The 11,960-nt window shown below is 54.8% G+C and carries 8 protein-coding genes; 3 read left to right on the top strand and 5 right to left on the bottom strand.

Annotated features, from left to right (window positions below; genetic code table 11):
- Window positions 1–20 precede the first annotated feature (20 nt).
- The 4 genes from ACX5K5_RS10665 to ACX5K5_RS10650 all read right to left on the bottom strand — a co-directional run bounded on the left by ACX5K5_RS10665 (window position 21) and on the right by ACX5K5_RS10650 (window position 3,582).
- On the bottom strand, window positions 21–872 hold the full coding sequence (locus ACX5K5_RS10665; protein WP_188687004.1) for a MetQ/NlpA family ABC transporter substrate-binding protein: 852 nt from the start codon (window positions 870–872) through the stop codon (window positions 21–23).
- Between the two features lie 105 nt (window positions 873–977).
- Window positions 978–1,658: a methionine ABC transporter permease gene (locus tag ACX5K5_RS10660; RefSeq protein ID WP_096256011.1), complete on the bottom strand. Its 681-nt coding sequence runs from the start codon at window positions 1,656–1,658 to the stop codon at window positions 978–980.
- 3 nt (window positions 1,659–1,661) lie between these two features.
- Complete coding sequence (locus ACX5K5_RS10655; RefSeq protein WP_096256013.1) at window positions 1,662–2,654, bottom strand: methionine ABC transporter ATP-binding protein; 993 nt, start codon at window positions 2,652–2,654, stop codon at window positions 1,662–1,664.
- A gap of 244 nt (window positions 2,655–2,898) precedes the next feature.
- Entirely contained in the window at window positions 2,899–3,582 is a 684-nt protein-coding gene (locus ACX5K5_RS10650) for a 3'-5' exonuclease (protein WP_096256015.1), read from the bottom strand.
- 87 nt (window positions 3,583–3,669) lie between these two features.
- Here ACX5K5_RS10650 and ACX5K5_RS10645 point away from each other — a divergent pair, with 87 nt between their 5' ends.
- The 3 genes from ACX5K5_RS10645 to ACX5K5_RS10635 are packed head-to-tail and all read left to right on the top strand — an operon-like array spanning window position 3,670 to window position 10,609.
- Window positions 3,670–4,059: an MGMT family protein gene (locus tag ACX5K5_RS10645; RefSeq protein ID WP_188687006.1), complete on the top strand. Its 390-nt coding sequence runs from the start codon at window positions 3,670–3,672 to the stop codon at window positions 4,057–4,059.
- Window positions 4,056–7,265 carry an ATP-dependent helicase gene (locus ACX5K5_RS10640; protein WP_096256018.1) on the top strand — a complete coding sequence of 1,070 codons (3,210 nt, stop codon included), beginning with the start codon at window positions 4,056–4,058 and terminating at the stop codon, window positions 7,263–7,265. The genes ACX5K5_RS10645 and ACX5K5_RS10640 overlap by 4 nt, the downstream gene beginning before the upstream one ends.
- Entirely contained in the window at window positions 7,262–10,609 is a 3,348-nt protein-coding gene (locus tag ACX5K5_RS10635; RefSeq protein WP_443458924.1) for an ATP-dependent helicase, read from the top strand. The genes ACX5K5_RS10640 and ACX5K5_RS10635 overlap by 4 nt, the downstream gene beginning before the upstream one ends.
- Here the strand turns inward: ACX5K5_RS10635 and ACX5K5_RS10630 are convergent.
- Entirely contained in the window at window positions 10,599–11,903 is a 1,305-nt protein-coding gene (locus ACX5K5_RS10630; protein ID WP_443446669.1) for a phosphotransferase, read from the bottom strand. The two genes, ACX5K5_RS10635 and ACX5K5_RS10630, sit on opposite strands and share 11 nt — an antisense overlap.
- Window positions 11,904–11,960: the final 57 nt, after the last annotated feature.

The following is an 11,960-nucleotide window of genomic DNA, read 5'->3' as shown; positions in this document are numbered from 1 at the left end:
ACTTTAGGTCTTTGGAGTCCTTATGAAGCTGGGATAACGCTTCCGTCGGTCCAGGTCTTCTTGATGAATGCGGCTACTTCTTCGGAGTGCAGCAGCTCGTCAAGCTTGGCAATGGCTGGAGTTTCCTCGCCTGCACGCCAGGTCAGGAAGTTCGAGTTCGGGTTGTCCTGTGATGATTCTTGCGCAAGTACTTCATCCAGATTCAGCTTCGCCTGAACGATGTAGTTTCCGTTGATCACTGCCAGTCCGATGTTGTCATCTTCGGCGTAGAACTTTGGAACCTGTTCCGAGTTCACTTCATTGAAAGTTAGCTTCTTCGGGTTCTTGGTATCGTCGCCGTCAAGCGTCAGGGCTGAATCATCGTCGGTAAGTCCCGAAAGCAGTCCCGCGCTTTCCAGCACGCGCAGCCCGCGAAGCTGGTTCACCGGGTCGTTATTCAACAGCACCAATGAGCCGTCGGCGACGTCTTCAGGCTTATCGAACTTCTTCGAGAAAATGGTCAGTGGCTCCAAGTGGACGCCCTGACCGTGTTCGAATTCGTAACCCTTGTCAGCAACCTGCTGTGCTAGGTACGCCTCGGTCTGGAAGTAGTTAGCATCGATGGTGCCATCGGCCAGAGCAATATTTGGTGTCTGGTAGTCATCAATTTCCTGAATTTCCAGGTCGATACCGGCGTCCTTAGCCAAGTTCTCATCAATGAATTCGAGAATCTGGGAGTGCGGGACCGGGCTAGCGCCGACCTTGACGACGACAGGGTTTGCTGGGTCGAGGCTTGGTGCCGCCGAGGGTTCGGTGGATCCGGTGCTACCGCAGGCGGTCACCGCAAAGAGAGTAGCGACACCAGTGATGGCAAGTGCGAGCTTTGTACGCATTGTGAGTGTTTTCCTTTGAGTACGAACCGTTGCCGGTAACGAAAGGGGAGGTTAGGTATGGCAGTTCTGCCGACCAAGCCCGTCGGGTGACCGACGGAAAATTATCTAACGGTGATCGATCTTGCGAGCGACGATGTCGCCAACAATCTGTACGATCTGGACCATGATGAGGATGATGACCATGGTGACCAACATGATTCCCATGTCGTAGCGCTGGAAGCCGTAGTTGTAAGCCAGGCGCCCCAGGCCACCGCCACCGACTAGTCCGGCCATCGCTGAGTAACCGATGAGCGTGACCACGGTGGTAGTCAGTGCGGCGATAAGACCTGGCATCGCTTCGGGTACTAAGACTTTGCGGATAACCTGCATCTTGGTGGATCCCATCACCAATGCCGCATCAACCTTGCCGGATGAAACATCACGCAACGCAGTTTCAACAAGCCGAGCGAAGAAGGGAACCGTGCCGATGGTCAATGACACGGAGGCTGCCACCGGGCCGAGAGACTCGCCGGTGATGGCCTTGGCTACGGGAATCAGAGCCACCATCAAGATGGCGAACGGAATCGAACGGGTGATGTTGACGATGATGCCGGAGAGCACCACGTTCAGCCAACGGATGGGTAGCAGTCCACCTTTGCCGGTGTTATGCAACAGAATTCCCAGTGGTAAACCGATGACAATGGTGAATGCTGTGGCAATCAGTACCATCTGCAGCGTTTCCACGGTGGCCGGCCACATAGCCCTGGTGATACCTGGGTTGTTCAAGAGTTCAGTGAAGAAATCCATAACTTACTTGGCCTCCTTCACGGTTACTGCGATTCCAGCGGACTTCAGATATTCGACGATTGCGCCAAGGTCTGCATCAGGGGCAAACTGCACGCGTAAGTGTGCAAACTGCTGATCGCCTAGGTGTTCAACGGAGCCTGCTAATACGTTGACGTCGGTGTTGAACTTACGCGCAATTCCTGAGATGACTGGCTCGGTGGCCTGATCTCCGGTGTAGAGCAGATCTACCACCGGTCCGGCACCATCGACCTGTGGAGCGTCGCCTGGAAGTGGAAGTAGCGTTGAAGCCAAACGTCCTGAAGGGTTGGTAATGACCGCTTCAATGTCGCCGTGTTCAACGATCTTGCCGGCTTCTAGAAGAGACACCGAATCACAGGCCTGCTTCACGACGTGCATCTCGTGGGTAATGATCAACACGGTGATGTTTAGACGGTTGCGTAGTTCCTTGACAAGTTCAAGAATTTCATTGGTGGTCTGCGGATCCAACGCGCTGGTCGGCTCGTCACAGAGCAACACATCGGGGTCGGTGGCCAATGCGCGGGCAATGCCTACGCGTTGGCGCTGACCGCCGGAAAGCTGCGAGGGGTAGCCTTTGGCGAACTGTGTCAGGCCCACGAGCTCAAGAAGTTCCGAAACTTTTTTCGCAACGTCTTTCTTGGGAGTACCTACCAGTTCTAGTGGGTAGGCAATATTTTGTTCGGTGGTACGTGAATCGAACAAGTTCGCATGCTGGAAGACCATACCGATACGACGACGGGCATTACGCAGCTCATCGTCGCTGACGTTAGTTAGCTCTTTGCCGTTGACAGCAACGGTGCCGGAGGTCGGCTGGTCAAGCAAAGTTAGGCATCGCACGAGCGTGGATTTACCAGCTCCGGAGTGTCCAACAATGCCGTGAATTTTCCCGGTGGGGACTTCAAGGCTCACGCCGTCGAGGGCAACAACGTCATTGTTGCCTTGGCGGTAGACCTTACGCAGGTCACTAATTGTGATCACTAGGCGCGTTCCTTCAATTCTCAAGGGGTATAGAGAGTACCCTCCATTGAATCATCATCGAACAATATCGCCCTAACGCCCCTTGGAATAAGGTAACTATTCTTAATTTCGGGTGTAATTGACGGTGTTGTCGAAGAAGATTCGCTGAATTGTGACTGAAGATGAACGATTGACTTACCCGGCAATTCGGGGGAGTCGCTTTGAGGGTTGTGAAGTGAGCAACAGTTAGTGGAAAATCAGGCCATTAGCTGTCTTTGATTGGCCAAGCACCGTCAACGACAGCCTGAGGATCACGCTTTCGTAGGTATTCCTGAAAGCTTGCGGCTTGATCCCGAGCCCAGCCAATCTGCCAACCATGCAAGTCTTGTGGGTCCACCTGAAGTTGAGGATATTTCTGCGCAATGGCGCGAGCCACACCAACGCATGCAACTGAGTCGGCAAACGAGGTGTGCGCATTTTCGAGCACTACGCCGTAATGTTCACAGGCTGCGGCAAGCGTGCGCTTTCCCTTGCGAAACTTGTCCACTTGCTTGTCGATGATGAACGGATCAATCACGTTTCCGGGAATGAGCGGTACTAAACCATAACGCAACGCCTCGGCATGCAGAACCGAGAAATCGTAGGACGCGTTAAACGCCACAATGGGAGATTGTTTGGCAGCAAACTGAAGCAAATTGAGGATCTCGTCGACGCCTTGCGCCGCAGGCATTCCCTCGGCCCGTGCCTTTTCGGTGGAAACACCGTGGACAGCGGTTGCTGCCTCGGGGATCTCGACTCCAGGATCAACGAGCCACTCGCGCTGATTCACTACCTGCCCTTGGGCATCGAGAAGAACCACTGACGCGGTGACGATGCGAGCGGTGTTGGTATCGACGCCTGTGGTTTCCAAGTCAAAGCCAACGACAAGGCCCTTATGCCATTCATTCATGAAAACAACGCTACCCGTTCGTTCCTACAACTTTTCCACTGACGCTCCGGTTGTGGATGGGGATCTGGAAGTTGGCACAATGGTGACATGAGCACCGTACCCACACCCGCAAGTCTCGAATATGCCGAAGCCGTTCACCGGCTCGCGGCATTAGTTCCGCCAGGCGCGGTCCTTAGCTATGGTGACGTTGCAGAACTCTTAGGTAGCGGTGGCCCAAGACAAGCAGGAAAGGCTATGACTTCTTCACCGTCAGCAACGCCTTGGTGGCGGATTATCCGAGCCGATGGCACACTGCCACCGGACCTTGCTGAGCAAGGCAATACCGCATGGAAAACCGAAGGTACCCCACGCAAGGGCCAACGCGTTGATATGAGCCAAGCACGGTGGCAACCAGATGATGCCCAGTGGGAACAAATTCAATCTTTGAAAGCGGCGTTGCAAGCAAGCTACTTGTCGCCAGCGGATGATCAACTATGAACATGGAAGAATCGTCCGACTCGGCACCATTAGATACCGCTTCATTGCTTGAGCAATTATCAGTGGTAGAAAAACCGACGCTAGTCACTGGAGCCCCTGGCACCGGAAAAACTACAGCCCTTATTGACCTGGCTGTTGGGCACCTTGGCGCTGGCTTAGATCCGCTACAGCTGTTGATCATTGCTCCAACTCGTCTTACGGCCGCCGGAATTCGAGATGAACTTAGTCGCCGAGCAGATCAAACCTTTACCGAACCGGTGGTTCGAACCTGGTCAGCGTACGCATTCGACCTGATCCGCCGGGCACGGCTAGAAGGTTTATTGCCTACCTTAGAACGCGCACCACGACTTTTATCGGGACCAGAACAAGACACACTTATCGGCAACCTGCTTGACGGGCACCGGCAAGGTCTTACCGAAAGCCCGGGATGGCCCGCAGATCTGGATCTGGCCGTAGAGACTCGAGGGTTTAGAAAAGAACTGCGTGAATTTTTTGACCGGGTCTCGGAACTTGGTCTTGAACCGGTGGATATCGCCGAACTAGGTGAACAAACTAAACGTAGCGAATGGGTTGCCGCGGCACGTTTTTACCAGGAATATCGAGACCTGCTCGATTTGGGCAGTGCCGAAGCCTTTGACCCTGCGGGACTGATGACACGCGCCGCACAAATTCTTGAGCAAAATCCAGATTTTCTGAACGACGAGCACGAAAAACTGCAACTAATTTTAGTGGACGATCTTCAAGAAGCGACGTTGTCCCAACACCGGCTCCTGCGCATGATTGGACGTGACCGCTCCATAGTTGCTTTTGCTGCTCCAGACAATGTTGTTCAAGGATTCCGTGGTGCCCGTGCAGACGAACTGAGTCGTTTCACGCAGTCCTACAGTGCAAATGGCGATATTCAGTTTTTCGAATTAACTAGCAGCTTCCGCATGGCCCCCGCCATCATGGAGGCTTGGCAGCGCGTGGTGCGCCGCATCCCTTTGGCAGCAGGCCAACGTGGCCGCGCCTTGCACGCACTTCCCGACATCGAAGATGGCGAAGTTCTGGCGCTGTGTTTCGAAAACTCCACTCTGGAAGAACGCTATATTGCCCAACGCATAGTGCAAATGGACCTCTATGAAGGGTTCCCGCTTTCAGATATTGCCATTGTGGTCCGTAACGGTTCGCAGGTGCGTTCGCTCAGTCGTTTCCTCGAAGGTCAGGGGATTGCGGTACAGGTCCCACCTGCAGAAATCCCGTTGAAGGATGAAGGAGCTGTCCGGCCGTTATTGGATCTGGTCCAGCTTGCCTTAGCAGACGGTGTCAGTGATGATCCGTTACTCATGCAAAACTTATTGCTCTCGCGTTATGGCATGAGCACCGCTTTGGAGATTCGTCGCCTGCGTCAGATGTTGCGCCAACGCGAAAGCTCACAAGGTGGGCGACGCTCCAGCCAAGAACTTCTCGAAGCCACCCTTCACGAACCAGAGTTGACCGAAACCTTGGGCCCTGTGGCCTTCGGACTTAACCGCTTGCTGACCATGTTTGCTGCGTTACGCACGGAACTAGCCACCGGACAAGCGACACCAGAAACCGCCTTATGGGCTTTGTGGGAAGCCTCGGGGCGCGCCAACGTTTGGCGTAAAGAAGCGTTGGGAACGGGGAATGTCGCGCGCAGGGCCGACCATGATCTGGACGCAGTGCTCTCGCTATTCCAAGCAGCAGAGCGGTTCGTGGACCAGCTGCCTGGTGCCAGCGTGGAGCTTTTCCTAGACCATATTTTGCATCAAGACCTGCCTATGGACTCGCTGGCGTCTAGAGCTACCGGTACCCAAACGGTGACGGTACTAACTACCGCTGCAGCGGCAGGGAAACAATGGCCGGTGGTGTTCATCCCAGGCTTGCAAGAAGGTAGCTGGCCGAATCTACGCCTCCGTGGGGAACTGCTGGGTTCCAATGCGCTGGCTGACGCGGTTGAGCATGGAATCTCCTTCTTAAGCACTCGAACCCCGACACAACTGATGCGTGGAATTCGTAGTGATGAAACCCGAAGTTTCAGCAACGCAGTTTCGCGCGCGTCAAAAATGCTGATCTGTACTGCGGTCGACAACGAAGACTCGCAACCATCCTCGTTCTTGGACCTTGTAGATCCACACGACGCGGTAGCCCGAGAACTCACCGAGGTCCCTCGTATCAGGGCATTATCAACCTTGGTGGCGGAACTACGTTTAATGGCCGAACGGGCCAAGGCTGCGCAACTCGGAGCCATTCCAGAACCGGTGAACGGCTCAGCTCAAGAGATCTATCACGACGCCACCTCGGTCCTTAACCGATTGGCACGAAATGACTATCCGGTGCGGGGTGCCCATCCACAGAGCTGGTGGGGGCTGAAACCATTGAGTACAAATGCTCCCGTGGTTCCTGAAGACCAGCCACTTCGAGTTTCGCCGTCCAAGGTGGAAACCCTGGTGAAGTCACCGCTGAACTGGTTTGTCCAAAGCGCCGGCGGGCAAGCAGCCCATGACTTTGCCGCCTCCTTAGGTACCCTGATCCACTCAATCGCCGAGGAACACCCCGAAGCCAGTGGCAACGAATACGCACAGATCTTGGAGCAGCGCTGGCCAGAGTTGGAAAAGCTTCCCAATTGGGAAGGACAACGAGATTTTGACCGAGCCGAAGAGATGCTCAAAAAACTGGCACAGTATTCCATCACCATGCGTACTTCTGGACGAACATTGGCTGCGATCGAGTTACCGTTCCAAGTCGATGTCCCAAATGAAGGGAAAAGCATTCAACTGCGCGGCGTTATTGACCGCATTGAGGCGGACGAAAACGGCAGGGTTACCGTGGTGGATCTGAAGACCGGTGGCACCGCACCCTCGGCGAAGCTCACCGAAACTAATCCGCAGCTTGCGGTCTATCAAACGGCAATCCAACTCGGCGCACTGCAGGAGCAAGATGAAACCGCGCAGCTATCCTCCGAACCGGCAGGCGCCTCACTGGTATATGTCGGCACCTCGACGAAGTCGGCTTCGCTTAGGGACCAGCCAGCCTTGGGCGAGGACACCTGGGCCCGTGAGCTGATTCTGCAGGCCGCGCAACTGATGGGCGAGAGCGAATTCATTACCCGCCACACGGTTGGTTCAGAGGGGCTCCGAGGCTCTTGTATGCTGCCCGAAATCTGCCCATTGTGCGAAGAAGGACGACAGGTCACCGAACCATGAGCAATATTAGATTCTCCCCACTAGAACTCTCCGAAGCTTTGGGGGAGCAGTTTCCACCCACCGCGCAACAAGCGGAGATCATTTCTGCGCCATTAGAACCAATGTTGGTGATTGCCGGCGCTGGGTCGGGTAAAACCAAAACTATGGCCGATAAAGTGGTCTGGCTTGTTGCCAATGGGTTGGTTCGTCCCGAAGAAATTCTTGGTGTAACCTTTACCCGTAAGGCTGCCGGAGAGCTCTCGGTGCGTATCCGTGCGAAGATTGCGCAGCTTGTCGCTACGGGGTTGTTGAGTGAGGAAGACACCCGTGACTTCCTTGACCCAGCCGTCTCTACTTATCATTCCTATGCAAATACCTTGGTCCAGGATTATGGACTACGGCTGGGCATTGAAGAAGACACGGTGCTACTTGGAGCTGCCCAATCCTGGCAAATAGCTCATCAGGTCTTGGAGAGCTACACCGGAAGTTACAAACACCTAGGTTCGGCGACCAGCACTTTGATCGATGCGATCGTATCTTTTAGTTCCGAGTCCTCAGAACATCTGGTCTCACCACCGCAGGCCCAACAATGGCTTGATAACCTCATCGAAGAACTCAACGTTCTCCCAATGCAGGCTGACAAGGAAAAGAACCGAACCGCGCCTGCTCAAAAGTTACTAGACAAGCTTGCGTCTCGGGCCACTATTGCTGAATTAGCTCAAGAATATGCGCTGTCGAAGCAAAAACTGGGTGTGATGGATTACGGTGATCTAGTCTCCCACGCGGCACATATTGCCCAGCAGGTTCCGGCGGCGGCGCTCGCCGAACGAACCAACCATAAGGTGGTTTTGCTCGACGAATTCCAAGATACTTCGCATGCCCAAATGGTGTTGTTCTCTGAACTGTATGGACACGGTCATCCAGTAACCGCAGTCGGAGACCCGAATCAGTCCATTTACGGTTTTCGCGGAGCCAGTGCCGGGCAGCTCTTCAGATTTCCAGAAGAGTTTCCTATCGTGCGTGAGTCTGGCAGGGAAGTTGCCCACGTCAAACACCTCACGGTCGCCTGGAGAAATACCGTCAACGTTTTGGAAGCGGCAAACCAGATCACCGCTGGTGGGCAGGAACCAGTTAGCGGACCGGTGTCGGTCAAACCTCTGGAACCCTCTGCTTTTGCGCAGCAGGGACGGGTAGTGCTCAACCGTTGCGCCACAGTGCGCGACGAAGCTGAGAAAATTGCAGATCTTATCGTGGCGCAGAACAAGCCAGGTACCGATACTGTGCTCAAGACCAGCGCGGTGCTCAGCCGTAACCGAGCGAATTTATCGGTGATGGGGGAGGTGCTTGGTGAAAGAGGAATCCCGTACCAGCTTGTAGGGCTGTCCGGATTACTGAGCACCCCCGAACTAACCGACTTGGTGTCTTGTTTGCAGGTGCTTGTTGATCCGTTACGTTCAGATAAATTGATGCGGCTACTGGCTGGAGCACGATGGAGGCTTGGAGCGGCAGATCTAGCGGCATTTGCCGACTGGTCACGTTCGCTGGCCCGTCGCCGGCAAAAGGGACTGAACCCAGAACTAGATTCTGCCGAAGCGCTGACCGAACAGCAAAGTGGGCAGGAAGCGGCCCGCGCCGAGTTAAACGATGCGGCCAGCCTTGTTGAAGCGCTCGATTACCTGCCACCGGCGAAATGGACCAGTTCTGATGGACGCAGTATCTCTGATATTGGTTTTGAACGTCTCGAAGCCTTGCGCGCAGAATTACGTCAGCTACGCCTGATCGCCAATGATGATCTGGAAGCGTTAATCCGTGAGGTCGAAAGAGCGATGAATTTGGACATTGAGGTGGCGTCACGACCATGGATTGCCACGGATAAATATCGCGTCAACCTCGATGCTTTTGCCGATGTGGTGCGCGAATATTGCCGCAATGCCCCACGGGTTGAGCTGGCCGGATTCTTAATGTGGCTTGAACAAGCCGCAGAGAAAGAGAAAGGCTTGCCACTACCTTCGGAAGACGCAGACCCGCAGGCAGTTCAGCTGCTCACGATTCACGCCTCAAAGGGACTGGAATGGGACACCGTCGCGGTGATGTCATTAAACGAGGGAGTGTTCCCGGGCGCCAAATCAGATCGCTGGACCAGCGGAGATAAAGCACTGCCGTGGCCCTTACGCGGGGACAGCGGCGATTTGCCACAGTGGGATACCGACCAGCCGGCGCTCAAGGAATTGATCGAAGCCGAGTCCATTTTTAAAGATCGTGTGGATGACCACCATATTGCCGAGGAACGCAGGCTGGCTTATGTTGCCGTGACCAGAGCGAAGTCGCTACTGATCTGTTCTAGCAGCGTCTGGTCGGGCTCGCGGACCAAACCCTGTGAGCCTTCGGTTTTTATGAATGCACTACTTCCGTTGGTGAATCAAGAAAACCCACACGCCGAGATCGGGACGTGGGTGGAAAATGAGCAAGCCCCGGAAGAGAACCCGGTACGTTCCCAACCATTAGAAGCCGTCTGGCCTTATGACCCGTTGGAAGGTCCGGTGATTACCGGTGCCGTGCAAAAAACACCACATCCATACTCGCGCAGAGAAGTCCTACACATTTTGGCCGATGACGTAATTGCGGACAAAGACAACCCTCAAATGCTCACCAGCTTTGGTGAACATTGGAACGACGAAGCGAACCGACTGTTGGCACAACGCGAGTTCCTCAACAATCGTGAACGTGTCATTGAAGCGCCCGAACATGTGCGAGCCTCGCTCTTTGTGGAGCTTGCCGAGGACCCGGTAGAAGTACTGGAAAATCTTCGCCGTCCCATCCCTCGCCGCCCCGGTTTAGCCGCACGGCGAGGTACCGCGTTCCATGCGTGGATTGAAGAGTTTTACGAACAAACCCAAATGCTGGACTTGGGGGAGATCGTGGAACCAGCGGATCGTTATATTGACGATGTGCTGGATCTTGAATCAATGAAGGAAGCGTTCCTCGCTAGCGAATGGGCTGATCGACAGCCGGCATATGTGGAGGTGCCACTTGAAACACGTGTGGGGCCGGTTGCGGTACGTGGCCGTATCGACGCGGTATTTCAACTCGAAGATGGCACCTGGTTGATGCTCGACTGGAAAACCGGCCGAGTGCCAAGCGGAAAAGACTTGAAGAGCAAATTGGTTCAGTTAGCTGTGTACCGCTTGGGCTGGTCACGACTACATGGGATTCCGTTGGAACAGATCCAAGCAGCGTTCTACTATGTCAGCGCAGGCATCACAATTCACGCAGAATCTTTGGCTTCCGAGGAAGAACTTGAATCAATGATTGCCAACGCCTTTGAAACCCTGACAGACCAGGAAACAAAAGGATCTACGAGCTAGTTTCTTCCTTTGGCTCGGTGTCCTTCGCTGGCACCGAGTCCTCGGATTTAACGGCTGCTACAGGTTCCGGCGTTGCATCAGCAGACTCGTCGCTGGTTTGTGGAACCTGCTCTTGGCTGACTGACTTTTGCGGTGCCTGTTCAGCCGAAGCTTCAGCATCCTCGGGTGATGGCAGAGGCTCTGGATCATCATCGACTGCCAGCTGGGTGACCTTCGAAGTGTTGATTGCGGGAGCGCTGGCCTTCTGCGGCTCGCTTGGAACTTCCGGTGCAAGTACCGGGGCGGGGGCGGCCAATGGGCGTGGGGCTTCGACCACCGACAGCGGCTGTCCGCCGTATTCGGCAATATTGGTATCTAGTTCCTGCAGCATTTCTTCGGCATCGGCGATACGTTCTGCGTCTTTGCTGTCCAAGGATTTCACCAGCCATTGGGCCAGCGCGAATTCTGCGGCCAAGGCGGCACGGCGCATAATATGCGGGTCAGCGGATTTACCGCGTGCCTCAACATAGGCGGCAAATACGCGTTCGCTGAAGCCATGGTCATCGATGGCTGAAAGCCAGGCAAAGTCGTCGGCAGGATCTCCCACATGCAGATCGGTCCAGCCCTTGACCGCGGTAATGCTCGAATGTGAAACCTGAAGTTGTTCTTCGTCAAAGTCACCATGAACTACGGTGGCGTTAAAACGCCAAAGAGAGACATCCTCCATGGCATGTTCCCAGCGACGAAGTAAACCGCTCGGCACCCGACCGGTAGCGGCCGCGGTATCTAATTCGTTGAGTTTTCGCTGGCGCACCTCATCGGCGGTGTAGGTTGGCAAACCAGCAACCTCAACGGATTCGTCGGGAATCTGATGAATCGCTGCCATGCACTGGCCTAAAGCCACTGCAAGTTTGCTTCCTTCCTCGACCAATTCTTCGAGGGTAGGAACCCTTCCGGGCAGATCTTTGTATACGAAGGTACGCAATGGCCCTTGGCGTACGGTGCCAGCCACCGAAGGAAGCGAGAACGGCAAAGCCGCCCGGACCTTCGCTGAGAATGCGCGTAAGGCTGAGAGCTCGGCTTCCAAGCGCATACTTGCTTCATCATGGCGCGGTGAGCGTACACGCCAGCGGTGTTTTTGAGCGTCCACGATGAGTGCTGAATCGAAGTCTTCTGCATCATCGGACAACGCGGCGAACCCGACCGGGGTTAATCCCGGTACGGCGGCGGTGGCAATTGCGGCGAGTTCCATGGCAGAGCGTTTCACACCCTCCACCGTATGCGAGATTGGCAGTATCTTTCGTGAATGACGCACGGTAGATTGCTTGTTTCGGCGCTCAATCGGGCAGATGCGATTGAGATCATTGTCAAT

The sequence above is a fragment of the Glutamicibacter bergerei genome (assembly GCF_054495185.1).
This window is presented reverse-complemented; position numbering and strand designations above follow the sequence as displayed.

What these genes read in the sequence shown, in the direction of transcription:
- ACX5K5_RS10665 (WP_188687004.1), bottom strand. Translation starts at nt 872, where the DNA reads ATGCGTACAAAGCTCGCACTTGCCATCACTGGTGTCGCTACTCTCTTT.
- ACX5K5_RS10660 (WP_096256011.1), bottom strand. Translation starts at nt 1,658, where the DNA reads ATGGATTTCTTCACTGAACTCTTGAACAACCCAGGTATCACCAGGGCT.
- ACX5K5_RS10650 (WP_096256015.1), bottom strand. Translation starts at nt 3,582, where the DNA reads ATGAATGAATGGCATAAGGGCCTTGTCGTTGGCTTTGACTTGGAAACC.
- ACX5K5_RS10645 (WP_188687006.1), top strand. Translation starts at nt 3,670, where the DNA reads ATGAGCACCGTACCCACACCCGCAAGTCTCGAATATGCCGAAGCCGTT.
- ACX5K5_RS10640 (WP_096256018.1), top strand. Translation starts at nt 4,056, where the DNA reads ATGAACATGGAAGAATCGTCCGACTCGGCACCATTAGATACCGCTTCA.
- ACX5K5_RS10635 (WP_443458924.1), top strand. Translation starts at nt 7,262, where the DNA reads ATGAGCAATATTAGATTCTCCCCACTAGAACTCTCCGAAGCTTTGGGG.